Genomic DNA, 24,404 nt, shown 5'->3' with positions numbered 1-24,404 from the left:
CTGTGGCGGCCCGGAGGCGGAGGATATCTGCCCGCGTCCCCCTGTTTGTCGTGTTGCTTATCCTCGCACAGGCCGCGCCAAGGTGGGGTGCCCACGCTCAGGGCTACACTGAAAGTACCCCTTCAGCCAAGGCGCGGTTTATGTCACCCCTGCATCTGCTGGCTGCCGCTCTGTTCTGCGTGTTGTCGCTGACCGGACAGGCGGCCACCCGGTTTACCTTCATCAGCCCGGAGAGCGAGCGGGATCCGCGCACCACTTATGATCGGGAGCTGCTGCGGCTCGCCCTCGACAAGACCCGCGACCAGTTTGGCGACTATCTGCTGGAGCCTGCGCCGCCCATGACCAAGGCGCGTGAGCGGCTCAGCATGCAGCTCGACAGCTATCCCAACCTCTTTGTAATGGACAGCTACAGCAGCACCCGCGAGGATCTGGGGCTCGCCTATGTCCGTTTTCCCATCCATCTGGGCATCGTCAGCTACCGCATCTGTTTTGTCAGCCCGCAGCAAAAAGCGGCGGTGAGCAAAGTGACCGACCTCAAGGGGCTGCGGCAGTTTATCTTCGGTCAGGGCAAGGGGTGGCTGGATGTGGATATCCTGCGTTACGCCGGGATGGAGGTGGTGGAAGTGGAGGGGTACGAGAAGTTGTTCAAAATGGTGGCGCGGGGTCGCTTCGATCTCTTCTGCCGCGGGGTGAGCGAGCTGCGCAGCGAGCAGCTTACACACAAGGAGATGACGGATCTGCTGGTGGATGACGCGCTGTTGATCTACTACCCGCTGCCCCGGGTTTTCTACACCAATCCCAACAATCGCGAGGCGCGGCAGCGGGTCGAGCGGGGGTTGCAGCTGGCGTGGCAGGATGGCTCGCTGCAGGCGCTGTGGCGCAAGAGCTTTGGCCCGGCCATCGCCTTTGCCAAGCTCTCCCAGCGCCGACTGTTGCGGCTGGATAATCCCTTCCTCGACGGGATCAGCTTCGATTACCGCCCCTACTTCTACAATCCGCAGACCGATCGCTTTGGCGATTATTGAGGTGCCTGCCGCTGGCGGCAGAGGGCCAGCCAGGCCTCGGCGGTGCGCGACAGATAGCGCTCACTCGGCCAGATCACCCCGAGTCGCCAGCTCAATTCGGGCTCCAGCGGCCGCAGCACCAGACCATCCGGGGTCAGCCGGTTGCAGACCGGCTCCGGCAAGAAGGCGACCCCCATGCCGCTGCGTACCATGGCGGTGAGAAAATCCCACTGGCTGCTGCGCGCCGCCACCTGCGGCACAAAGCCCGCTTCCTGACACGCCTGCTCCAGCCGCTCGCTCAGGGTAAACGCCTGGGTATAGAGCAGGAAGGGCTCCTCCTGCAGGGACTCCAGCCGGAGCGGTGCATCGCCATGCCAGCGGGGTTGATCAGGCAGCACCACCCGGATCGGGTATTGATCCAGCTCCAGGGCGCTGAGGGCGCCCCCCTCTTTGGTCGGCAGCATGGTGATGGCGAGATCCAGCTCCCCCTCCAGCACTGCCTGTTCGATACGGCGGCCGCCGTACTCCACCAGGGTCAGCTCCACCTTGGGATAGCGGGTGCGGTAGGCGCGGATCAGATCCGCATAGACGTGACCCACCATGGGGGGAATGCCGAGGGTGAGGCGACCATGTTGCAGGCTCTGCAGATCCGCCAGTTCGGCCTCCAGCTGTTGCATCTCCGCCAAGATGGTCTGGGCCCGGTTGAACAGCACCTGGCCGCTGTCGGTCAGGGTGAAGCGGCGCCCTTCCCGGTTGAGCAGGGGTTGGCCCAGCTCCTCTTCGATATTGCGGATCATCTTGCTGATGGTGGGCTGGGTGACGAACAGCTTTTCAGAGGCTCGGGTGAAGCTTTTTTCCCGTACCAGTTCGACAAAATAGCGCAGGGCGCGAATATCCATGGACTCTCTCGACTCGTGTTAGCGGGTGCGGGATGAAGTATGCCTATGCGGCATGAATTTGATAATTTTAATTCATTTCTGGCAAGTTTTGCTCAACTCTATACTGTGAGCCGGTTCACAGAAAGACGATGATCATGAAAGCCCTCTGCTTGCGCTGGTTACAGACTCCCTTCCAGATTGTGTTGCTGGCAGCCATCTGGTTGCTGGCCGATACCGCGGTGCGTACCCTCCATCTGCCGCTGCCCGCCAACCTCACCGGCATGCTGTTGCTGCTGGCCTGCATCCTGCTCGGGGTGGTCAAGGCCGAGTGGTTCAGCGCGGGGGCTCGCTGGCTGCTGGCCGAGATGCTGCTCTTCTTCGTGCCCGCCGTAGTTGCGGTGGTCAACTATCAGGATCTACTGTTGCAGGAGGGGTGGCGCATCATGGTGGTGCTGCTGGTGAGCACCACGCTAGTGCTTGGCACTACCGCGCTGGTGGTGGATCGGGTCTACCGCCTCGAACTGAAACTGGCCCGCCGGAGTCGCCGTCATGTCTGATACCCTGCTTGGGCTGATCTGTTTCGCCCTAACCCTGCTGTTCTACTACGCCAGCAAGTGGCTCTACGGCAAAAAGCGTATCCTGCCTTTGATGCCGCTGCTGCTGGCGCCGACCCTGCTGGTGGCGGTGGTGCTGCTGTTCCACATCCCCTATCAGGATTACATGGCGGAATCCCACTGGCTGCTCTGGTTGCTGGGCCCCGCCACCGTCGCCTTCGCGGTGCCGGTCTACGAGAACCGCCAGCTCATTCGCCGCCACTGGCTATCGCTGTCGGTGGGGGTGGTCGCCTCAGTCATCATGGCGGTGGGGAGTACCGTGCTGCTGGCTCGCTGGCTGGATCTCTCCGACATGCTGCAACGCAGTCTGGCGATGCGATCCATCACCACCCCCTTTGCGGTGGAGGCGACCCGCGCCATCGGCGGTCAGAGCGATCTTACCGCGCTGTTTGTGGTGCTGACCGGCGTCATCGGCATGGCGGTGGGGGAGAGCGTGCTCACCGTGCTGGCCATTCGCAGCCGTCTCGGCAAGGGGGCGGGGTTTGGTGCCTCGGCCCACGGCGCCGGCACTGCCAAGGCTTATCAGATGGGTAATGAGGAAGGGGTGGTCTCCAGTATGGTGATGATGATCGCCGGTATGGTGACCGTGCTGCTGGCGCCCCTGCTGGGCCGGATGTTCTGGTAGGCCTGGCTTCCCTTTAGAAGGCGGCTCGTCCCGGCGCTACACTCTAGTGAGCGTGTATTTCCGGGATGAGCAGTATGACTTTTCATCGTCTCGCTTCCTGCTTGCTGCTGTGCAGTCTTTCCCTCCTTGCCAGTCCCCTACGGGCGAGTGACGTCATCACTCATATCAGCCCCGAAAGCGATCGGGACTTGCGTACCCTCTATTTTCGCGATCTGTTGCAGCTGGCGCTGGAGAAGACCCGCGACCGCTTCGGTGACTACGAGCTGCGAACCGCGCCGCCGATGAACCGTATCCGGATGCGACAGATTGTGCAGACTCAGCAATACCCCAATCTGTTTGTGGCCGACAGTCTGCGCCCGGCCGCAGAGAGCGAAGCGCTGGATTACGTCCGCTTTCCGGTGGAGCTGGGCATCCTCGGTTATCGCATCTGTTTTGTCAGTCCGCAGCAGGCCGACGCAGTGGCAAGGGTCAATACCCTGACCGAGCTGCAACAATTTCTGCACGGGCAGGGGCGTGGCTGGCAGGATGCGGAGATCCTGCGTCACGGGGGTTTCAAGGTGCAGGAGATCGACGGTTACGAGCGGCTGTTCAAGCTGGTGGCTCGTGGCCGCATCGATCTCTTCTGCCGCGGTGCCAACGAGCTCTTTATCGAGCAGGAGCAGCACAGTGATCTGCCCGGCCTCACCGTGGATCGGCGAGTGGCGCTGCATTATCCCTTCCTCCACCTCTTCTACACCCACAAGGATAATCAGGCCGCCATCCGCCGCCTATCGGTCGGCCTCAAGCTGGCGTGGCGGGATGGCTCGCTGCAACAGCTCTGGCTGCGCCACTTCAAACCTTCCCTCGAGCAGGCGCAGCTCCCCAGGCGCCTGTTGTTCGAGTTGGCCAATCCGCGCTTGGATAAGGTGGACTTTGACTATCGGGCGTACCACTACAACCCCGTCGACGGGACGTTCGGGCCCGGGCTGCCTTGATCCTGATGGTGTTGTTAGCGGATAAAGGGCCGTCTCTACCGATGCGCTTAATCATGCCAAAAATGCATGTTTTTTATTATTTAAATTCATTTTTTGAAGGTTGGTGCGCTGCATATACTGGTGGTCGCTTCACGGTTCAGGTTTGCCCTTGCACTGCTTCTGGCTTGTGCGAGTGAGCTTGAATCGTCCTGCTGCGGCGTCTTGATGTTCTGCATGAAGGCGTCCATCACTGGGCCGGGATCGATCCCGGCAGGTATTACAGCTGACGGAGCCTTGTTATGTTTAATCCCCACTCTTGTGCCCTGATTGTCGAAGGGGGCGCGATGCGCGGCATCTTTGCCAGCGGCGTGCTCGATGCGTTTGTCGAAAGCCATCACTATCCGTTCGATTTCGTCATAGGCGTCTCGGCCGGTGCCACCAATCTGGTCTCTTATCTGAGCGAGCAGCCGCGCCGCAGCCACCACATCATCACCGAGCTGGCTTGCAGCTCCCGGTTTCTCGATCCCCTGCGTTTCGTCAAAGGGGGCGATCTGGTGGACATCGGCTGGCTGTGGCAGGCCAGTCGCCATCGGTTCCCGCTCGATCTCGACACTTTCAGTGCCCGCGACATACCCTTCTACGCGGTGGCGACCGATGTGGCGAGCGGCAAGGCCATCTATCTGCCGGTGCGGCCCGACAATATGGATGAGGTGCTGACTGCCACCTGCGCCCTGCCGGTGGTGCAGCACGATACCCCCTGCGTCGATGGTCGCCCGATGGCCGATGGCGGCATCAGCGACTCCATTCCGGTGATCGAGGCCTATCGGCGCGGGGCGCGGCGGATGACGGTGGTGCTCTCGGAGCCCTGGGGATATCGCAAGACGCCGGCCCGTTTCTGCTGGCTGGTCAAAGCCTTGCTGAAAACCCAGCCTGCGCTGGCGCAAGCCATGCTGGAGCGGGATCGCGCCTACAACCGGGCGCTCGATTTCATCGCCAATCCCCCTGCCGATTGCGAGATCGAGGTGATCGCGCCACCAGCCGATTTCATGGTCTCCCGTTTTACCCAGGATCCGGTCAAGCTGGAGTCCGGCTATCTGCAGGGTTACTGGCAGGGGCGCCAGAGCCTGCTGCGGGCCTGTGGAGAGGCGCGAGCGGTGGCTTGACTGCTTTGCCGGGTGCTGAATATAGAAAGGGGAACCTCGCGGTTCCCCTTTTGCATGCTTGTGCGGTAGTCGCTGATTACAGCATCTGCTTGAGGCGATAGAGCAGATCCAGCGCCTGACGGGGGGTGAGCTCGTCGGGGCGCACCGCTTGCAGCTCTTCCACCACCGGATGAGGCTGCGGGGCGAGAGTCACCGGAGCCGGGCGGCTTTCACCGGCGGCGACCGGAGTGGCGCTCTCCAGCTCATGCAGTTTGTGACGGGCCTGCTGGATCACCGATTTCGGCACCCCCGCCAACGCCGCCACTTGCAGGCCGTAGGAGCGGCTGGCCGCCCCCTCCTGCACAGCGTGCATAAAGGCGATGGTGTCGCCGTGCTCCACCGCATCGAGGTGGACGTTGGCCAGCCCGCTCATCAGCTCGGGCAAGCGGGTCAGCTCGAAGTAGTGGGTGGCAAACAGGGTGTAGGCGCCAATCTTGCTCGCCAGCTGTTCGGCACAGGCCCACGCCAGCGAGAGGCCGTCGTAGGTGCTGGTGCCGCGGCCAATTTCGTCCATCAGCACCAGACTGCGGGCGGTGGCGTTGTTGAGGATATTGGCGGTCTCGGTCATCTCCACCATAAAGGTGGAGCGGCCGGAGGCGAGATCGTCTGACGCTCCGATGCGGGTGAAGATGCGGTCGATGGGGCCGATGCGGGCGCTGTCGGCGGGCACGAAGGCGCCGATATGGGCCAGCAGCACGATCAGCGCGGTCTGGCGCATATAGGTCGATTTACCGCCCATGTTGGGACCCGTGATGATCAGCATCCGCCGCTCCCGCTCCAGCCGGATAGGGTTGGCGATAAAGGGATCGCTCATCACCTGCTCAACCACCGGATGGCGGCCCGCTTCGATGATGATCTGATCTTCGTCGATGAGGGTCGGGCAGCGATAGTCGAGGGTCTCGGCCCGCTCGGCCAGATTTGCCAGCACGTCCAGCTCTGCCAGTGCGGCGGCGGAATCCTGCAGATCGTCGAGGTGGGGCAGCAGGGCATCGAGCAGCTCTTCGTAGAGCCGTTTCTCCAGCGCCAGCGCCTGGGACTGGGCGGTGAGTACCTTGTCCTCGTACTTCTTCAGCTCATCGATGATGTAGCGTTCGTTGTTCTTGAGGGTCTGGCGGCGGATGTAGTGGGCCGGCACCAGATGGCTGTTGGCCCGGCTCACCTCGATATAGAAGCCGTGCACCTTGTTGTAGCCCACCTTGAGGGTGTTGATGCCGGTCAGCAGCTTCTCCCGCTCCTCGATGCGGGCGAGGCTGGCGGTGGCGCCGTTGGCGAGATCCCGCAGCTCGTCCAGCTCCTGATTGAAGCCGTCACGGATGACGCCACCATCGCGGATTAGCACCGGCGGCACTTCCATCACTGCGCGCTCCAGCAGGTCGAGCAGCTCGGGGAAAGTGCTGGCCCGCTCGGCCAGCTGTTGCACCGCTTCGTGCTCGTTGTCCGCCAGCAGGCGCTGCAACTCTGGCAACTGGGCGAAGGCCTGACGCAGGCGGGTGAGGTCGCGCGGGCGGGCCGAGCGCAGGGCGAGGCGCGCCAGCACCCGCTCCACATCCCCCACCTGACGCAGCAGGTTGCCCAGCTCGTCATAGAGGTTCTGCTCGATGAGCTCCTTGATGGTGCTCTGGCGACCTTTCAGGATCACCCGATCGCGGATCGGCTGGTGGATCCAGCGCTTGAGCAGGCGGCTGCCCATGGGGGTAGCGGTGCGATCCAGCACCTCGGCCAGGGTATTTTCATAGCCACCGGCCAGATTCTGGGTCAGCTCCAGATTGCGGCGGGTGGCGGCATCCATGATGACCGCATGATCTGGCTGTTCAAGGCGTACGTTGCGGATGTGGGGCAGGGCGGTGCGCTGGGTGTCCTTGACGTACTGCATCAGGCAGCCAGCGGCGCACAGGGCGGTCTCGCTCTTGTCGACGCCAAAGCCCACCAGATCCTGGGTGCCGAACTGTTGGCAGAGCAGCTTGCGAGCGGTGCCAAGCTCAAATTCCCACTCCGGGCGGCGACGCAGGCCGCGGCGACCCTCGACGTGGTGCAGAAACTCGAACGATTCGGGGTAGAGCAGCTCGGCCGGATTGGTGCGTTGCAGCTCCGCCAGCAGGGTCTCTTCTTTCTCGAACTGATTGATGAAGAAGCGGCCGGAGCCGATGTCCATGGTGCCGTAGCCGAAGCGGCGGCCATCGTGGTAGACGGCGGCGATCAGGTTGTCCTGCCGCTCGCTGAGCAGCGCCTCGTCGGAGACGGTGCCCGGGGTGATGATACGAATGACCTTGCGCTCCACCGGCCCCTTGCTGGTGGCGGGATCCCCCACCTGTTCGCAGATGGCGGCAGATTCGCCGAGCTGTACCAGCTTGGCCAGATAACCCTCGATGGCGTGATAGGGCACTCCCGCCATCGGGATGGGGCTGCCCGCCGACTGGCCGCGCTTGGTGAGGGAGATGTCGAGCAGCTGGGAGGCCTTGCGGGCATCGTCATAGAACAGCTCGTAGAAGTCGCCCATCCGGTAGAACAGCAGGATCTCCGGGTTCTCGGCCTTGAGGCCAAGGTACTGCTGCATCATAGGGGTGTGGGATGATAGATTTCCTATGATTTTATTTGAGTTTTCATCTGTATTCATATGTTTTTAAAGGGCTTTTTGTTTGTTTGATGTGTCTCGTCATCTCAATTCATGTCATCACATGTCAGGACTTCTTACTTAAAAGCGTAGTTTTTGGCGTATCTTTTTTAGCGTATAGTCTAGGTGGTATAGAAAAAGATACGTTTGTGAGTGACGTAACGGCTAAAGATCAATTCATAGAGGTGCATTTATGAAGGGTAACAAACCGCTGACTACCAAAGCAATTGAGGCAATGAAGCCTGGGGATGCAGAGAAGTCTGATACAGGGGAGTCTCGCGGCTTAAGAGTTAGATGTGGTAAAAGCGGTAAAAAGACATTTTTCTACAGATTCAATAGCTTGGATGATCCTAGGAAGCAAAAGAATGCCCCTATAGGCGCCTTCCCTTCTCTATCGCTGTCAGAAGCTAGGGTCAGGCTGGCTCAATTAAAGTCATTAAGAGCCCAAGGGATCTGTCCAGCAACATTTGTTCGTGAACAAAAGACCAAAGAACGGTCTCTAAGAAGAAATGAGACACAGGTAAAGCCAGCAGACACGTTTACTGTTGGTGATATGGTTGAGCTCTACCTTTCAGGGAGAATTGAGGATCGGTATACCGCGTCAGGCGAAGTTATTGCTGGTGCAAGGAAAAAGAAAGGGCAGTTGGAAGTAAGGAGAATGTTGTACCGTGACGTTGTTGAAGTCTTAGGTGATTTTCCTGTTGAATCAGTTAATAGTAAAGAGATTGTGAAGTTAATTCACGGGATAATTGACCGTGGTGCTAGTGTTCAGGCTGGTGCTGTTCTAAGAGAACTATGTTCCAGTTATGATTATGCTATTGGGGTTGGTAAGTTAAATGATGATTTCGTAAACCCAGCATTCTTGGCCAAGAGAGTTATCAAATTTGCAAATGTGAAAATCACCTCAAAGAAACGCTCTAGAGTCTTGGATGATAATGAACTTAAGAGATTTTTAGAATGGTTACCAAGTTCGGGTTTTTCTGACACCCAAAAAAGTATTCTTAGAATGACCTTGTGGACGGGATGCAGAACTGGAGAGCTATGTCAGGCATTTTGGGAAGATATCGACTTAAATAATAATGTATTTCATATTAAAGACTCTAAAAATGGTACGTCACGTGATGTGCAGTTGTGCAGCCAAGCAGTGGCATACTTAAAAGTTTTAAAGTTAAATAATAACCTTTGTGTTTTTCCTTCATTATTAACCAAAAAGCCAATTTTACAAAAATCGCTAAGTGAAACAGCTTGGAGATTAAGGTCTGAAGGACGGATGATCGATATTGCAGATTGGACAGCTCATGATCTAAGAAGGACGGTTAGAACGGGATTGGCAAAAATGGGGTGTCCATCTGAAATAGCTGAGGCTGTTTTGGGGCATGCGCCTAAAGGAATCGTTGGGACTTATAATCTTCATAGATATAACTCAGAATGTCGCGAGTGGCTCCAAAAATGGGCAAACCACTTAGATGAACTAATAGAGACTACAGGTTAAACAGGGAGGAGAACCTCCCTTTCCAACTCACCAGTGTTATTAGTTAATATCTATAGATATACCTTAATAGCAAGCAGATAGTATGAAGTATCATATAGGAATAGAGAGCCATAGTTAATTTCGAGGAATTTTACATAGGCCGTTTTTATTCCTTCTTAACCGATAGCGAAACTCCAAGTCTTGCATGGTTAATCCATCTATGCATACTAAGTATTCTATAAATAAATCATGTGGGATTCTCGTTTTATCTGTTATTAAATTTCGGTTGTTTTTCTTTGGTTTGTTCTGCCACATAAATTTATAAACGTAGTTACATAGCTTACGTATGTTATATGTTTTCTTTTTCAATAATGGTCTTCCTTTAGCCTCCGTTCTGGCTGGAATATGCTTTTTATTAATTTTACCACGCATGTGTTTAAATTTTGACTTTGAAATTTGTTCGCTGATCACATGAATGTGAGGAATCCACATTCCAATTTCGTAATCATAATCTACCTCTAAACAACCTACAGCACATGAGGTTATGTTAGAGTTCTTTAGGTAGCATCGAAACTTATCCTTGACAAATTTAAAGTTTATATCGTATATCCTTTTGTCAGAGGACAGAATGGGATAGGGGATATAAGTTAAAAACAACGTATTTGGAGAGTCAGCAAATAGCTCTACTATGCTTCTGGTATATTCTTCTCTATCAATTGATATGCATATAGGGCACGCTAGGCTGCAACAGCGCTCTTCAGGGGAGCAATCTAGAAGCTTATGCATGAGTTTTTTTGCCTCATCACTCTTGGAGTTCCGCAAGGCATTTATTCTAAACATAAGCTCTTTCCAACTTATTTTATGGCTAAGCTCATCCCAATTCTCATTTATATATCTGTCATTTCTCATGGCTATTCCTATTTCTAAACATCCGTTTTAGGTAGTGACTGCATCCATTCGGAGATCTCGGAAGAAAGCCATCCGGTGGTTTTACTACTGAGTCTGCGGCCAGAGGGGAATGTGCCCGCTTTTATCTTCCGATAAATAGTCGGGATGGATATGCCGCATACTTGGCTAACCTCTTTGATCCGCATGATTTTGTCTGAGAGCATGAACTTTCTCCTTTGCAGAGTTCATGTCCCCTTTACAGATGGAGTCTCTTAGTGATTGTGATGCTCACAAAAAGCGGATTTTCTCTATCGCTAGAGTAGTGCTTAGATATGGGAGTTAGACTCAATTCCCATACAATTCAATATCTTATTGTGTTGATTTCTGTCATGTGTTGATGTGTATTTTTTTGTGATGCTCACAAATTAATATGAAAGAGTGTTTTCATATGTACGTCACGGAAGATTGCGAATCTAGTTTGTGAGGCTCACAAATCACAGCCTCTTACTAAAGAGTATGCCTTTTGTGATGTTCACATCACTGTTGCTACATCTTCTTGGATCTCATCAGTCCCGTGAGGTAAGGTGACATCTTTCTAGTTGTGCGCCTTTTCACGTGGGGAATGGGGAATGAAAGGAATAAAATCGGAGGAAACTTTAGATGAGCTATTTGATGAGTTAGATAAGGCGTTTGGTGATGATTTATCTGGTATCGAATCCCCTGAATCAATAGACCGTTATGCTGCTACCTTGAGAAAGCAGAATTCAGTGAATAAGATTGTCGAATCTGGGATGAAGACAATAAAGCTGAATGTTGACTCCGTTCTTCATGAACATTTGAAGAATATTTATGAAAAGGCAGGGTTTGAATATATAGATAGAGGTGATGGAGACAGTTTCAAAACAGCAGATTTATCTGCTGCCTTGTCATATTTTCTCTTCGTCAATTCTGGAAATGTAAGTTTCGATTCGTTATTCGGATATAAAGCATACCTATATAGTATGTATTCCATAATACAGTACAGAAAAAAAGAGCTTGGAGATAAAAGTGAATCAATATGTCAGTTTTTAAACAAAAGAAAATATAAATTTTTTAATAAACTGACATACAGAGAGCGATACGGTGACGAATGGAATGAAGATAATATAAAAATCTTTTATGAAAGTGAGGAGGTATCTAGCATCATCTCAACGCTTGCAGAAAAGAAACGGCGGGTTCTTCGTCATAATAAGAAAGTAAAAAAAATATGAGAGTGTGTTGTTGGTCAATATACCTAGATATATTGACCAACAAATACATCATGATGGGAATGGTATTGAAGTGGGCTTGGATATATTGCTATCAAATCTTTGGCGTAACACTAGATCAGAGTGGCAATATCCTAGATTAATCAGTTTTCTCATGTCAGAGTCAGGAAATGGCTTAAGCTGTGTTTCCAGAAGCTTAATATGACTGTATTGTCGGTCAAACTCTTTTTCAAGGAGGAATTGCTGACGATCAGAATCAGTTAAGCGAATATCAAGTCCCCAATACCCACCTTTATATTCACCATTAATAAGATTATTCAGAAAAGTTCTTTTACGCAAAGCTCGTTGCTGATTAATCATGATGTCAGTCATTCTATTAAACTGCTTAAACCAAGAATAGTATTTCAGATCTTTTTTTGCCCATGGCATAGACATTGGAGCTCCTGCATCACAGCAGAAAATTGTACCGAACTCTTGTTCGTTACCTGTTTTCCATAGTGCTTCTAAGCCCATGTTATCGTAAAGACCTCCATCACACAGGATTAAACGTTGGCGGAGTCTGTCAAGTACGTTTTTAGGAAGCTTTTCATAACCACTAGAGTTCCAATCCCAATCAGATGAATCAATGATTATGGGAGAAAGGAAGGGAGGAAATCCACTAGATATTGAAATTGCTTGTGCCAATGATAAAGAATGACCATGTGCAATACCGATATTATAATCACGTACAGTATTTTTCTGAATTCTAACACTACTACCCGTATCTAGGTTTGTACCATAAAAAATGAATTCAGGAGCTCCATGGCTTAATTCAATATCTTTTAATAGCACATCACCGAATAAAAACTTATTATATTTTGATTTTACTGAATTTATCGCGCTATAACATGGAAGTAGTTTTGAAAGAAATATTTCTTTACGACCAACAATATCTCTTGAACAAAACTCAAGCAGTGGCTCAGTGATCGTTTCGTGGAAGTTTTCGGCAGTGAACAAGTGAGGCTTATCTATATTATTCTTGAAGTTCAATTTACTCCAGTTCAGCATTAGCCAACCAGCAGTGATGGAACCTCCAGAGACGGAGGTAATCGTATTCAACTCTCTCATTAGACCCACTTCGTTCAGTCTGATTAGAGAGCCTAGAGAATACAGGGTAGCTCTGAATCCTCCACCAGATAATGAGAGTCCATTCTTCATGTTATTCTTTCTGTTCATAAACTTTTATCTCGTTATCTGCCACAATCATCTGATAAGCAGGATATCCAATTGTTGATAGTCGTTCTGAAAGTTGTTGCAACTGAATTTTGTCATCAGAACTCATAGTGGCTGAATACCCTTTGGGATGACTGTGCCACTCACCAATGTATTTCACAACACCATGCGTTTTAACTTGAATCTCTGCTAGAAATTCTTCAACGTTATCTTCGCCTCTCGTAAATGAAGATGGTGTCGCGACACTATCCGCAGGTTGAGGTAGTGCATCAACAATTAGAACTTTTTGGTTAACGAAATCATAGTAACCGATTAGGATTCCGCCAGTCTCATTTGGTAGGGAGGACTCTCTTAGTGTCTTAACTTTTTTCTCTAAACCCTCATCCCATATAACATCAAGAACATTGTTAATATGATGCTTATGCCTACATGATTTGTAGACATCAATATTTATTAAATATCTATTTCCGCTGTCGAAGTCATTTTGCCATATCTTTATTTGAGGTTTATCCTGTGTCATGGCTGTTCTGATTTGATCGGCAAGCAAACATGAAAGAGATTGCGTATGACTAAAAGACATTATAAAAGACTTATCTCGACATGAAGCACCAGTAGAAAAACTCACTTTATTTGAATCCAAGTGATTAGATAGTCGGCTGTCATTTATAATTGCTCGATAATACTGAGCCTCAAGTGAGGATAGCGTAGTCTTTCTTTTTGCATCTTCTACTAATAAAATTGCATCGGTTCCTTTCGGATTGAAGAATGCAGATACGTGTCTTTTTAGCCAGGGAGCATAAGATGCAAATCTAGAGTAATGTAAGGACGCAGTTGCATCGACTACAAATTCTGCGCATGAGTGTGCTTTTTTTATTTCAACATTATCTATATCATCACCAACACCGACGAGTGGGGTGATCTTCGAGCGGTATATGTAGTTTAGTGAGCTTGCAATGGAATTAACTTTGTAATCGCAACGACGGAAAATGAGTGGGTATCGAGTTAGATTGTGAGGCTTCAATATGTCATCATCAATAATAGTCCAAGAGCCCCAGCCTTGTTTAGTCCATACATCTAACATGGATGCCCCAACGGAACCTGCACCAATAAGTAGAGCGTTAGTATTTTTTGTAGTAATGCCGGATTGAATTCTTCTATCGAGTGCAGTAGTTTCAACCTGAATTTCCATCGGCCATATGCGGATGTCAGGTATCTCATTTGTCATTGGTTTTAATGAACCATCCTGAGCAATGTTAGGGTGGTTTGCTTTTGTAAGCTTATTTATTATTTCTAGTTTTTCAAATATTTCAAAGAGGGAGGTAAAAGAAAAAAACGCAATGTCTTGAGTCTCTTCTACACTTCCCTTATCTTCACGGCGTATAAAAAATCTCACTATGAATATAGTGTTATCAACGGACTTGCTATACTGCTTGAGGCAATATATATCCAGCATTTTTTCCCTGAGTATGGACAAAAAATCTTGGCATAACGGCTCAAGGGTATTTATTAGTTCGGGTAGGCTATATGGTGGGGAATAAATTATTCCATGCGTTATAGGGGGGACTTCCAAGTATACTATGTTTGCTCTTGTGTTAACGTTGGTTGTGTCTTTTTCTACGAGATTAAGATGGAAGACTTTTTTTAAATCTCGATCAACTATTAAAGATACATCGATTTGTTTTTCACCTAGACTGTTAAAGCCGTTCTTATTTAGCTCAGATTCTAACAGTAGAGTGGCAAATGGATTGAAAAAAAGTTGCTCAACAGCCTGTGAATCTTGATGTAAAGTTCCTTTTGCGGACTCTACTAGCCACCATTTTAATCTCTCAATATGTTGCTCTGGCGTCCATGAGTGAGATAACTCTTTTACATCCTCAGCATACAAACAAAGAGATCTCGCTTCCCCTTCGCTTCTTGAATTTTGGTGCATTAATTTTGGAAAAGATTTTCTAAGGGTCAGAGTATCTGGTATGGATTTGTTTGGATTAAATAAAAAGGCTATCTTTTCTTTGTATTCAATGCCGAAATCATTTCTGGAAGGTATTTCATCGCAGGAGAAGTAAAAGGAAATAATGAAAGAGCTAGAGCCTTTCTCATCTTTTTTTACAGCTTTATCTAATGTGCAATAATGTGACTTTTCTATAGCTTTGAGCATCTGTACAACAGGGCTTGGTAGCCCTGCTGTCATTAAGCTGACTTCTTGTGAGCCAGAGCAAATATCATAGTACATAAGTATTAGTTAGCCCGCTCTTAGAGGTTGTGAAGCAACGGCAGCAGCTACCGCTGCAACCTGAGTCACTTTTTTGATGCTCACACCTGTCTTTTCAAATTGAATTACAATAGGTTTAGGTTTCTTGGAGTCCTCATATTCTCCCGTGACAATAAAACGGCGTCCATTGACTTCATCTAGATATCTTTCATAACACTTTCTAGCTTGAATGTGAGGAGGCTGAATGCGTGACTCTGCATCCTTGATATTTTTTTCGAATGCTTGACTTGAGCAAATCATGTAAGCATCTTTTTGGCCTAGCTTTAAAAGTTTTTTAACTTTATCAAGCGGGATGGTTTCATGGTCGCCTTTATCCCCCAATTTAGCTAGAGCTAAATAGCTACCGTGATGTGGGACATTGAAAAGATCCCACTTGAGGCGGTCTTCATTGTCATGCTTTACTGATATGTCATAGATGGACTCCATGACTTCAGCTACTGAGTCACCTACAGCAAGGTAATTAAATTCTTGGCCGCTAACATCAAAACGCACATTGAAAACTAAAGATGCATCATTCCGGACTTTTTTTACCTCTTTGCCAGATTCCTCGCATCGCCATACAAAAGGGGAATGAACAAAGAATTCGACACCATCGTCACTTAAGGTGAATGTGTCAACTAAAGTACCGGCATCAATGATGAAGTCATCAAACTCTTCAACTTTTCTTTCCCATTGATTCTCTATTAAATCGATTAATCCTTCGGGCTTGGAGAATACTTTGATTCCCTTCTTGTTTTTTAGTCGGTGCCTTGCTTCTCTTCTCCAGATAATGTTTTCTTCTTTTTGTTTGTCTTGATCTGCCACTTCGATCAGCATTGCTGCTGGAACCCATAACTCATCAATGATGATTCTCCCCTCATCCTGATATGCCTTTGCATGCTCAAGATAAAAGAACTCGGAACTTCCTTTTATGTGGTCTGCATCCGCATGGGTGAAGGCCACAACCTCAAAAGAGTTTTTCTTGGCATCATCAAGTTCTTTTCTGAGTGCTTTTGCTATATCGCACTCAGGCGTATCAGTATCTTGGGCTTTGTCCTTCTGGTGATAGTCCATCAGGATCATCTTTTTGTTATCCAACTTAATCAAGCTGGTATCACCGTTGCCCACGGGGTAGAAGGTTACAGTTGGCATGTGTTCAAGCTCACTTTTTGTATGGGTACCCCTATAGGTATACACCATCTATATGTAGTGCTCAACGTAAAAATAAGCACTACATGTAGTGTCATTCCGTTTTGTGGTGATCTCATATGTATCTCTTGAACTTTGGCTTAACGAATGTTCTACTGACAAGTTTGTCTTTAGTTGGCAGTCAATTGGAGTAGAGGCTCAAGACTTGATGAAGCAGGGGATTTTGCATAAGCCAGAGCTATATGACTCATACAGATGGTTGCGTGTTACAACAAGTTGTCGCGATACAATTGGGAGGAGACTACCCAAGTACAGCGGGGTAGGTAATCAGGGGGGTAAATGAGCAATAGAGGCTAGCAAGTCTTACAAGCGTACTAAATAGCGTATTGTTTTTTTGTTTTTAACAAAAACATCTTATTTTTCAATATCAAAACACTAATGCATCATGGGGGTGTGGGCGCTCAGATTGGCGCCGGGAGCGGAGCTTGTGGCGCCGCTGGCTTGGTGTTGTGCGGTCATGTTCTGTTCCAGAAGGGGCCTCTGCGGGCCAGTGTCTGCGGTGATGAGCCTTGAGCTTGATGGCGCCATTCTACACATAAGCGCTGCGACGGGGGAGCGGGTGTTCCGGGCGCAGCTGCTCTGCGCTATGGAAGGCATGGCACAGGTGCGGCACCTCACATTGCGGCAGGCAAGGGCGGTCTGCCGTGGTTGCGGGCGGCGCTAGCGGGATCGCATAATGTGCCTCTTGAGCGGATCAGAAGGAGTCGTGATGAAACTGGATGCAGAGATAGAGCACCTTGCCATCGAGCTGGGACGGGCCCTTGGCCAGCGGGGCTGGCTGGCGGCGACCGCCGAATCCTGTACCGGCGGCGGGGTGGCCAGCGCCATCACCGACATCGCGGGGAGCTCCGGTTGGTTCGATCGCGGATTTGTCACCTACACCAACGAGGCCAAGCAGCAGATGTTGGGGGTGAGCAGCGATAGCCTTGAACAGCACGGTGCAGTGAGCGAAGCGGTGGTGCTGGAGATGGCCCGCGGCGCGCTGACGCACTCGTCGGCCTCCATCAGCGTTGCCATCAGTGGCATCGCCGGCCCCGGCGGCGCCACCGAGGGCAAGCCGGTCGGCACCGTCTGGTTCGCCTGGGCCGACCGCAACGGCCGTCACCACTCCCTGCTCGCCCGCTTCGACGGGGATCGCCGACAGGTGCGCCAGCAGGCGGTGAGACAGGCCTTGTCGGGTCTGTTGGCCCTGCTCAGATAAATTGGGCTTGATACTGTATGAATAGACAGTATACTTAGCCCAACTTCACTTCTTACTCACGATTTCCAGCGGAGATTGGCATGGATCAGAACAAACAAAAGGCACTGGCGGCTGCGCTGGGTCAGATTGAAAAGCAGTTCGGCAAAGGTTCCATCATGCGTCTGGGCGACAGCAAGACCATGGATATCGAAGCCATCTCTACCGGTTCCCTCTCGCTGGACGTGGCGCTGGGCATCGGCGGTCTGCCGTGTGGCCGTATCGTCGAAATCTACGGCCCGGAATCTTCCGGTAAAACCACCCTCACCCTGCAGGTGATCGCGGAAGCCCAGAAGAAAGGCAAAACCTGTGCCTTCGTCGATGCGGAACACGCCCTCGACCCTATCTACGCTGCCAAGCTGGGCGTCAACGTCGACGACCTGCTGATCTCCCAGCCGGATACCGGCGAACAGGCGCTGGAGATCTGCGACATGCTGGTTCGCTCCAACGCCGTTGACGTCATCATCGTCGACTCCGTTGCGGCCCTGACGCCGAAAGCGGAAATCGAAGGGGAGATGGGTGACTCCCACGTTGGTCTGCAGGCCCGTCTGATGTCCCAGGCGCTGCGCAAGCTGACTGCCAACATCAAGAACGCCAACTGCCTGTGCATCTTCATCAACCAGATCCGGATGAAGATCGGCGTCATGTTCGGTAGCCCGGAGACCACTACCGGTGGTAACGCGCTCAAGTTCTACGCCTCCGTGCGTCTGGATATCCGTCGTATCGGCGCCATCAAGGAAGGCGACGAAGTGGTCGGTAACGAGACTCGCGTCAAAGTGGTCAAGAACAAAGTTGCCCCGCCCTTCAAGCAGGCCGAATTCCAGATCTTCTACGGCGCCGGTATCTCCAAAGAGGGCGAGCTGGTGGATCTCGGCGTCAAGCACAAGCTGATCGACAAGGCCGGTGCCTGGTACAGCTACAACGGTGAGAAGATCGGTCAGGGCAAGGCCAACGTGATGAAGCTGTTCGCCGAGAACAAGGTGATGGCTGGCGAAGTGGAAGCCCGCTTGCGCGAGCTGCTGCTCTCCGGCGCAGTGCCTGTCGATGACAAGGCTGCTCCGGTTGAGGCAGACGAGTTCGATGCCGAAAGCGAACAAGAGTTCGAATAAGGAACAAAGGAAGGCCGGGTTGATACCCGGCCTTGTTATTTATGGTTGATGAATCCGTTACCGAACCGGTCGAGCCCGCCGAGCCGAGCTTTGCCGAACAGCTGGCCGCCGCCCGCGCCTTTGCCATGCGCAGTCTGGCCCGCCGCGAGAGTGCCGAGTCAGAGCTGGCCAACCGGCTGCGCCAGCAGGGTTTCAATGAAGAGGTGATCGAGGCGGTGGTCGACTACTGCCGTGGTTACAACTGGGTCAATGACGAACGTTACGGCGGTATGGCTGTACGTGCCGGAGCCGCCAAGGGGCATGGCCCCATCAAGATCCGCTTCGATCTGCGCCGCAAGGGGCTCGACGATATGCAGATTGATGCCGCATTCGATCAGCCGGAGCTGGACTGGTTCGAACTGGCGTTTGCCCTGCTCGAACGGCGCGCCCGGGTGGCCGATCTGGCCGATTTCAAGCTGCGGATGAAGTGGCTCAAATATCTGCTGGGGCGCGGCTTTACCCAGGATCAGGCACGTTACGCTATCTCTGCCCTGCAGGAGCGGGAGGAGTAACGCCACTGCGTGGCAAACGTCGTTTCACCTCTCCCTGCGGCAGGTTTTTCCTGCCCGTTCAGTAGCTTGCGCGCACAATCCCGAAAAAGCGGCCTTTTGTTTATCTCATCCCTCTTTATGCGCTGCTTTTTGCCTCTCGACAGTGAAAAAAGCCACTGTGGGCAGCGGCGCTCTTATCTGGCCCGTTTATGTGCGCTTTTTCGCCCGTGGCGGCCCTGTCCGTTTTACTTTACCCCGCAGAAAACTTACATTAATGCGGTTAAAAGTCCGTATTCGAATCAAGCAGGATTTTCCATGTATATGTCCACGTCAGAGATTCGCGCTGCGTTTCTCGAGTATTTCCGTTCCCAGGGGCACCAGGTTGTCTCCTCCAGCTCGCTGGTACCGCATAACGACCCGACCCTGTTGTTTACCAACGCGGGTATGAACCAGTTCAAGGACGTGTTCCTTGGCGCAGACAAGCGTGCCTACGATCGCGCGACGACTTCCCAGCGTTGCGTGCGTGCCGGTGGTAAGCACAACGATCTGGAAAACGTCGGCTATACCGCTCGTCACCACACCTTCTTTGAAATGCTGGGCAACTTCAGCTTCGGTGACTACTTCAAGCAGGATGCCATCAAGTTTGCATGGGGCTTCCTGACCGAGGTGCTGCAGCTGCCGAAAGATCGCCTGCTGGTGACCGTCTACGCGACTGACGATGAAGCTTTCGATATCTGGGAAAAAGAGGTCGGTGTGCCGGCCGATCGCATCGTGCGCATCGGTGACAACAAGGGTGCCCCTTACGCTTCTGACAACTTCTGGGCGATGGGCGATACCGGCCCGTGCGGTCCTTGCACCGAGATCTTCTATGACCACGGCGATCACATCTGGGGTGGCCGTCCCGGCTCACCGGAAGAGGATGGTGACCGTTTCATCGAGATCTGGAACGTGGTCTTCATGCAGTTTAACCGTCAGGCTGACGGCACCATGGAGCCGCTGCCGCGTCCGTCCGTGGATACTGGCATGGGTCTGGAGCGTATCTCCGCCATCATGCAGGGTGTCCACTCCAACTACGAAATCGACATCTTCCAGGCGCTGATCAAGAAAGCGGCCGAGATTGTCGGTACCACCGATCTGAGCAACCAGTCCCTGCGCGTCATCGCTGACCACATCCGCTCCTGCGCCTTCCTGGTGGCAGATGGCGTGATGCCGTCCAACGAAGGTCGTGGCTATGTGCTGCGTCGCATCATCCGCCGCGCCGTGCGTCACGGTCGCAAGCTGGGCGCGACCGATGTCTTCTTCTACAAACTGGCTGCCGAGCTGGCAGTGCAGATGAAGGATGTCGCTGCCGAGCTGATCGCCCAGCTGCCGCTGGTCGAGCGCGTGCTGCGCATTGAAGAGGAGCAGTTCGTCCGCACCCTGGATCGCGGTCTGCTGCTGCTGGAAGACGCTCTGGCCAACCTGGGTGATGCCAAGGTTATTCCGGGCGAAGTTGTGTTCAAGCTCTATGACACTTACGGCTTCCCGGCCGACCTGACTGCCGACGTGGTGCGCGAGCGCGAGATCGGCATCGACGAAGAGGGCTTCAAGGCCGAGATGGAGAAGCAGCGTGCTCGTGCCAAAGAGGCCTCCAGCTTCGGCGTGAACTACAACGAGATGCTCAAGCTCGACTTCGAGACCCCCTTCACCGGTTACAAGACCCTGACCGAGCGCACTCGCGTGGTCGGTATCTACAAGGGTGTGGAAGAGGTGAGCGGTCTTATCGCCGGTGACGAAGCGGTCATCGTGCTGGAAGAGACCCCCTTCTACGCCGAGTCCGGCGGCCAGATTGGCGACAGCGGTACCCTGAAAGTAGACGACGGTATCTTTGCCGTGACCGACACCCTGAAAGCGGGCAAGGCGATCATCCACAAGGGCTACATGGAGCTGGGCACCCTGGAGAAGGGCGCCGAAGTGGAAGCCGTGGTTGACGCTGACCGTCGTCAGGCCATCGCCCTGAACCACTCCGTGACTCACCTGCTGCACGCTGCCCTGCGTCAGGCTTTGGGCGAGCATGTCACCCAGAAAGGTTCTCTGGTAGGGGCCGAGCGCATGCGCTTTGACTTCTCCCACTTCGAGGGGTTGACCATGGCGACCATTCGCCGGGTCGAGGAGCTGGTCAACAACCAGATCCGCGCCAACCACGAAATCACCACCCAGCTGATGGATCTGGAGGCGGCCAAGTCCGCCGGTGCCATGGCGCTGTTTGGTGAAAAATATGAAGACGACGTGCGTGTCGTGCGCATGGGCGACTACTCCACCGAGCTGTGTGGCGGTACTCACGCCAAGCGCACCGGTGATATCGGCTTCTTCAAGATCATCGCCGAGAGCGGTATCGCAGCTGGCGTGCGCCGTATCGAAGCGGTGACCGGCAAAGCCGCCATCGACTTCATGCATCAGGTTGGCGAGCAGATCGAAGAGGCTGCCGCACTGGTGAAAGGTGACCAGTTCTGCATCGCCGACAAGGTTCGCCAGATGCTGGACAAGGCCAAGATGATGGAGCGCGAGCTGGAGCAGCTTAAGGCCAAGCTGGCCGCTCAGGCTGGTAACGATCTGCTGGGTCAGGTGATCGAGATCAACGGTCAGAAGGTGCTGGTTGCAGCGCTGGAAGGGGCCGATCCGAAATCCCTGCGCGGCATGCTGGACGAGCTGAAGAACCAGATGAAGTCCGGTGTTGTGCTGCTGGCAACCTGTGCCGATGGCAAGGTCAACCTGATCGCGGGCGTCACCAACGACCTGACCGGCAAGGTCAAGGCCGGTGAGCTGGTCAATCTGGTTGCCCAGCAGGTGGGTGGCAAGGGCGGTGGCCGTCCGGACATGGCACAGGCGGGTGGTACCCAGCCTGAGGCGGTGCCGGCAGCGCTGCAATCCGTTCACTCCTGGCTGGAAGAGCGCCTGTAATCGGGCGAGGTGATCTGTGGCACTCTATGTACAGAAGTACGGCGGCACCTCGGTCGGCACACTGGAGCGGATCGAGGCGGTAGCTGAGCGGGTCGAGCAGACCCGCGCCCAGGGACACGATGTGGTGGTGGTTGTCTCCGCCATGTCGGGCGAAACCAACCGGCTGCTGGGCATGGCCCAGCAGCTGGATCCTGATGCCAACCGGCGGGAGATGGATGTACTGGTCTCCACCGGTGAGCAGGTCACCATAGCGCTGCTGGCGATCGCGTTGAACAAACGCGGTTGCCCCGCGGTCTCAATGACCGGTGATCAGGTACGGATTCATACCGATTCCGCCTATGGCAAGGCGCGCATCACCCACATCGACACCGAGCTGGTTCATGCCGAACTGGCTGCGGGCAAGGTGGTGGTGATCGCCGGTTTCCAGGGCCGTGACGAGCATAACGCCATCACGACGCTGGGCCGCGGCGGTTCGGATACCACGGCGGTTGCCGTGGCGGCGGCCATCAAGGCCGATGAGTGCCAGATCTTTACCGATGTGGATGGGGTATACACCACGGATCCGCGCATCGAGCCCAAGGCGCGTCGTCTCGACACCATCACCTTCGAGGAGATGCTGGAGATGGCCAGTCTCGGCGCCAAGGTGCTGCAGATCCGCTCGGTGGAGTTTGCGGGTAAGTACCGCGTCCCGCTGCGGGTGCTGTCGAGCTTTATCGATGGAGAGGGAACCTTAATCACATATGGAGGTGATAGGATGGAAGCTCCCCTGGTATCCGGGATCGCTTTTAACCGCAACGAGGCCAGCCTGACCATTCTGGGCGTGCCGGACAGACCAACCGTTGCCGCGCAGATCCTGAATCCGATCAGTGACGCCAACATTGATGTCGACATGATTGTGCAGAACACCCTGGGAGATGGCACCGCCGACTTCACCTTCACGGTGAATCGTGACGACTATCGCCGCGCCCGGGCACTGCTGGAGGAGACCGCCACCGAACTTGGCGCCTCCTGCGTGCAGGGAAATGGCGAAATTGCCAAGGTTTCCATTGTCGGTGTCGGCATGTGGAACCATCCCGGTGTTGCGCGCACCATGTTCAAGGTATTGGGCGAGGAGGGGATCAACATGCAGTTGATCTCGACCTCTGAAATCAAAATCTCTGTGGTGATTGACGAGAAGTATCTGGAGCTGGCGGTGCGAGCCCTGCACGCGGCTTTCGGGTTGGATCAGGCACCGCAAGAGCAGCCCTTGGGCTAACAATCTCTGATTGATTTAGTTTCAACCATTTACCATATCGGTATCTTTGTTAGATAATGTCGCATATCGATATAAAAACAAAACAGGATACAGGAGCAAGCGAATGCTTATTTTGACTCGTCGTGTTGGGGAAACCCTGATGATTGGTGATGAAGTGACTGTCACCGTACTGGGCGTTAAAGGCAACCAGGTCCGTATCGGTGTTAACGCGCCGAAAGAGGTCTCCGTACACCGCGAAGAGATCTACCAGCGCATCCAGGCCGAGAAAGTTCCGGGCCAACCGGGCTTCTAAGCCACTTTCATGGCTGTGACAAGGCGACACCTCATGTGTCGCCTTTTGTTTTTCCGGCCCCCTGAAATCGCCCTGCAGGGCGCGAAACTGCGGGATAAGTGCCGATATTGTTTGAATATTCCACGCTTTGGCCAAATGCTGAGCGAACGCACTTTTTTCTCCAAAAAAGTGTTTGACTAAAAATCCCTGTGAAGTATTATCAGCCCCGCAAACGGAGAGGTGGCCGAGAGGCTGAAGGCGCTCCCCTGCTAAGGGAGTATGCGGCTTATACCCGCATCGGGGGTTCGAATCCCCCCTTCTCCGCCATTTGCGCCCGTAGCTCAGCTGGATAGAGTACCTGGCTACGAACCAGGTGGTCAGAGGTTCGAATCCTCTCGGGCGCACCATATTACGACTCAAGCAAGAGTCATGTGTTGACCATCAGCAAGTCGACACTTTGGAAAAGGCTTACTGATAAGTAAGCTTTTTTTATCGTTTTAAAACAGGGCGCCCGTAGCTCAGCTGGATAGAGTACCTGGCTACGAACCAGGTGGTCAGAGGTTCGAATCCTCTCGGGCGCACCATTTAAAACGACACAACGATTTATGAGCGCCCGTAGCTCAGCTGGATAGAGTACCTGGCTACGAACCAGGTGGTCAGAGGTTCGAATCCTCTCGGGCGCACCATTTTTCAAGCAGTACACAAAAGTTTGTGAGCGCCCGTAGCTCAGCTGGATAGAGTACCTGGCTACGAACCAGGTGGTCAGAGGTTCGAATCCTCTCGGGCGCACCATATTTCAAGCAGTACCAAAAGTTTATGAGCGCCCGTAGCTCAGCTGGATAGAGTACCTGGCTACGAACCAGGTGGTCAGAGGTTCGAATCCTCTCGGGCGCACCATAC

The 24,404-nt window shown here is 52.9% G+C and carries 21 protein-coding genes and 6 tRNA genes; 19 read left to right on the top strand and 8 right to left on the bottom strand.

Annotated elements, in window-relative coordinates:
* Window positions 1-140 precede the first annotated feature (140 nt).
* Window positions 141-1,025 (top strand): hypothetical protein, encoded by an 885-nt coding sequence (locus LRL22_RS12125; RefSeq protein WP_270905474.1) that lies wholly within the window; start codon window positions 141-143, stop codon window positions 1,023-1,025.
* Here LRL22_RS12125 and LRL22_RS12120 read toward each other — a convergent pair.
* Window positions 1,019-1,903, bottom strand: a complete 885-nt coding sequence (locus LRL22_RS12120; protein ID WP_064335340.1) for a LysR family transcriptional regulator — start codon at window positions 1,901-1,903, stop codon at window positions 1,019-1,021. The two genes, LRL22_RS12125 and LRL22_RS12120, sit on opposite strands and share 7 nt — an antisense overlap.
* Before the next feature lie 134 nt (window positions 1,904-2,037).
* Here LRL22_RS12120 and LRL22_RS12115 point away from each other — a divergent pair, with 134 nt between their 5' ends.
* The 3 genes from LRL22_RS12115 to LRL22_RS12105 all read left to right on the top strand — a co-directional run bounded on the left by LRL22_RS12115 (window position 2,038) and on the right by LRL22_RS12105 (window position 4,095).
* Window positions 2,038-2,439: a CidA/LrgA family protein gene (locus tag LRL22_RS12115; protein ID WP_040069042.1), complete on the top strand. Its 402-nt coding sequence runs from the start codon at window positions 2,038-2,040 to the stop codon at window positions 2,437-2,439.
* Window positions 2,432-3,121, top strand: coding sequence for an LrgB family protein (locus LRL22_RS12110; RefSeq protein WP_041210813.1), 690 nt, complete (start codon window positions 2,432-2,434; stop codon window positions 3,119-3,121). Before LRL22_RS12115 ends, LRL22_RS12110 begins: the two co-directional genes overlap by 8 nt.
* 74 nt (window positions 3,122-3,195) lie before the next feature.
* Window positions 3,196-4,095, top strand: a complete 900-nt coding sequence (locus LRL22_RS12105) for a hypothetical protein (protein WP_270905473.1) — start codon at window positions 3,196-3,198, stop codon at window positions 4,093-4,095.
* Window positions 4,096-4,181: 86 nt separating this feature from the next.
* On the opposite strand, the gene LRL22_RS12100 is transcribed toward LRL22_RS12105, so the two are convergent.
* Window positions 4,182-4,310 carry a hypothetical protein gene (locus tag LRL22_RS12100; protein ID WP_270905472.1) on the bottom strand — a complete coding sequence of 43 codons (129 nt, stop codon included), beginning with the start codon at window positions 4,308-4,310 and terminating at the stop codon, window positions 4,182-4,184.
* Window positions 4,311-4,373: 63 nt separating this feature from the next.
* On the opposite strand from LRL22_RS12100, the gene LRL22_RS12095 reads away from it, so the two are divergent.
* Window positions 4,374-5,237 (top strand): patatin-like phospholipase family protein, encoded by an 864-nt coding sequence (locus tag LRL22_RS12095; protein ID WP_270905471.1) that lies wholly within the window; start codon window positions 4,374-4,376, stop codon window positions 5,235-5,237.
* Window positions 5,238-5,313: 76 nt separating this feature from the next.
* Here the strand turns inward: LRL22_RS12095 and mutS are convergent, their stop codons facing one another.
* A complete protein-coding gene (gene mutS / locus LRL22_RS12090; RefSeq protein WP_270905470.1) occupies window positions 5,314-7,890 on the bottom strand; it encodes a DNA mismatch repair protein MutS in 2,577 nt (858 codons plus the stop codon).
* 190 nt (window positions 7,891-8,080) lie between these two features.
* Between mutS and LRL22_RS12085 the strand changes: the two genes are divergently transcribed.
* Window positions 8,081-9,379: a tyrosine-type recombinase/integrase gene (locus LRL22_RS12085; RefSeq protein WP_270905469.1), complete on the top strand. Its 1,299-nt coding sequence runs from the start codon at window positions 8,081-8,083 to the stop codon at window positions 9,377-9,379.
* A 114-nt stretch (window positions 9,380-9,493) separates the two neighbouring features.
* Here LRL22_RS12085 and LRL22_RS12080 read toward each other — a convergent pair whose 3' ends face one another.
* Window positions 9,494-10,267: a hypothetical protein gene (locus tag LRL22_RS12080; protein WP_270905468.1), complete on the bottom strand. Its 774-nt coding sequence runs from the start codon at window positions 10,265-10,267 to the stop codon at window positions 9,494-9,496.
* 14 nt (window positions 10,268-10,281) lie between these two features.
* A complete protein-coding gene (locus LRL22_RS12075) occupies window positions 10,282-10,452 on the bottom strand; it encodes a helix-turn-helix transcriptional regulator (RefSeq protein WP_232097938.1) in 171 nt (56 codons plus the stop codon).
* A 423-nt stretch (window positions 10,453-10,875) separates the two neighbouring features.
* Here LRL22_RS12075 and LRL22_RS12070 point away from each other — a divergent pair, with 423 nt between their 5' ends.
* Complete coding sequence (locus LRL22_RS12070) at window positions 10,876-11,496, top strand: hypothetical protein (protein ID WP_270905467.1); 621 nt, start codon at window positions 10,876-10,878, stop codon at window positions 11,494-11,496.
* Window positions 11,497-11,544: 48 nt separating this feature from the next.
* Here the strand turns inward: LRL22_RS12070 and LRL22_RS12065 are convergent, their stop codons facing one another.
* The 3 genes from LRL22_RS12065 to LRL22_RS12055 are packed head-to-tail and all read right to left on the bottom strand — an operon-like array spanning window position 11,545 to window position 16,105.
* Window positions 11,545-12,690, bottom strand: a complete 1,146-nt coding sequence (locus tag LRL22_RS12065) for a patatin-like phospholipase family protein (RefSeq protein ID WP_270905466.1) — start codon at window positions 12,688-12,690, stop codon at window positions 11,545-11,547.
* 1 nt (window position 12,691) lies between these two features.
* Window positions 12,692-14,935 (bottom strand): Mov34/MPN/PAD-1 family protein, encoded by a 2,244-nt coding sequence (locus LRL22_RS12060; protein ID WP_270905465.1) that lies wholly within the window; start codon window positions 14,933-14,935, stop codon window positions 12,692-12,694.
* Window positions 14,936-14,944: 9 nt separating this feature from the next.
* Window positions 14,945-16,105, bottom strand: coding sequence for a hypothetical protein (locus tag LRL22_RS12055; RefSeq protein WP_270905464.1), 1,161 nt, complete (start codon window positions 16,103-16,105; stop codon window positions 14,945-14,947).
* Window positions 16,106-16,871: 766 nt separating this feature from the next.
* Here LRL22_RS12055 and pncC point away from each other — a divergent pair.
* From pncC to LRL22_RS11995, 12 genes are all read left to right on the top strand, one after another.
* Window positions 16,872-17,363, top strand: a complete 492-nt coding sequence (gene pncC, locus LRL22_RS12050) for a nicotinamide-nucleotide amidase (protein WP_123173861.1) — start codon at window positions 16,872-16,874, stop codon at window positions 17,361-17,363.
* An 80-nt stretch (window positions 17,364-17,443) separates the two neighbouring features.
* Window positions 17,444-18,508, top strand: coding sequence for a recombinase RecA (recA, locus tag LRL22_RS12045; protein ID WP_005348744.1), 1,065 nt, complete (start codon window positions 17,444-17,446; stop codon window positions 18,506-18,508).
* A gap of 41 nt (window positions 18,509-18,549) precedes the next feature.
* Entirely contained in the window at window positions 18,550-19,059 is a 510-nt protein-coding gene (locus tag LRL22_RS12040) for a regulatory protein RecX (protein ID WP_270905463.1), read from the top strand.
* Between the two features lie 294 nt (window positions 19,060-19,353).
* Window positions 19,354-21,978: an alanine--tRNA ligase gene (alaS, locus tag LRL22_RS12035; RefSeq protein ID WP_270905462.1), complete on the top strand. Its 2,625-nt coding sequence runs from the start codon at window positions 19,354-19,356 to the stop codon at window positions 21,976-21,978.
* Window positions 21,979-21,994: 16 nt separating this feature from the next.
* Window positions 21,995-23,233: an aspartate kinase gene (locus LRL22_RS12030; RefSeq protein WP_005336054.1), complete on the top strand. Its 1,239-nt coding sequence runs from the start codon at window positions 21,995-21,997 to the stop codon at window positions 23,231-23,233.
* Window positions 23,234-23,336: 103 nt separating this feature from the next.
* The gene (gene csrA, locus LRL22_RS12025) at window positions 23,337-23,525 is read left to right on the top strand and encodes a carbon storage regulator CsrA (RefSeq protein WP_005336053.1); all 189 of its coding nucleotides are present in this window, start codon (window positions 23,337-23,339) and stop codon (window positions 23,523-23,525) included.
* Window positions 23,526-23,738: 213 nt separating this feature from the next.
* Window positions 23,739-23,831, top strand: a tRNA-Ser gene (locus LRL22_RS12020).
* Window positions 23,832-23,834: 3 nt separating this feature from the next.
* A tRNA-Arg gene (locus tag LRL22_RS12015) sits at window positions 23,835-23,911 on the top strand.
* A gap of 100 nt (window positions 23,912-24,011) precedes the next feature.
* A tRNA-Arg gene (locus tag LRL22_RS12010) sits at window positions 24,012-24,088 on the top strand.
* Window positions 24,089-24,113: 25 nt separating this feature from the next.
* Window positions 24,114-24,190, top strand: a tRNA-Arg gene (locus LRL22_RS12005).
* A 29-nt stretch (window positions 24,191-24,219) separates the two neighbouring features.
* Window positions 24,220-24,296, top strand: a tRNA-Arg gene (locus LRL22_RS12000).
* Window positions 24,297-24,324: 28 nt separating this feature from the next.
* Window positions 24,325-24,401, top strand: a tRNA-Arg gene (locus tag LRL22_RS11995).
* Window positions 24,402-24,404: the final 3 nt, after the last annotated feature.

This window comes from Aeromonas sp. PI_26 (assembly GCF_027854445.1).
Classification (GTDB): Bacteria; Pseudomonadota; Gammaproteobacteria; order Enterobacterales; family Aeromonadaceae; genus Aeromonas; species Aeromonas veronii.
Note: the sequence above shows the minus strand (reverse complement) of the source record. Positions and strands in the feature narration are given on the sequence as shown.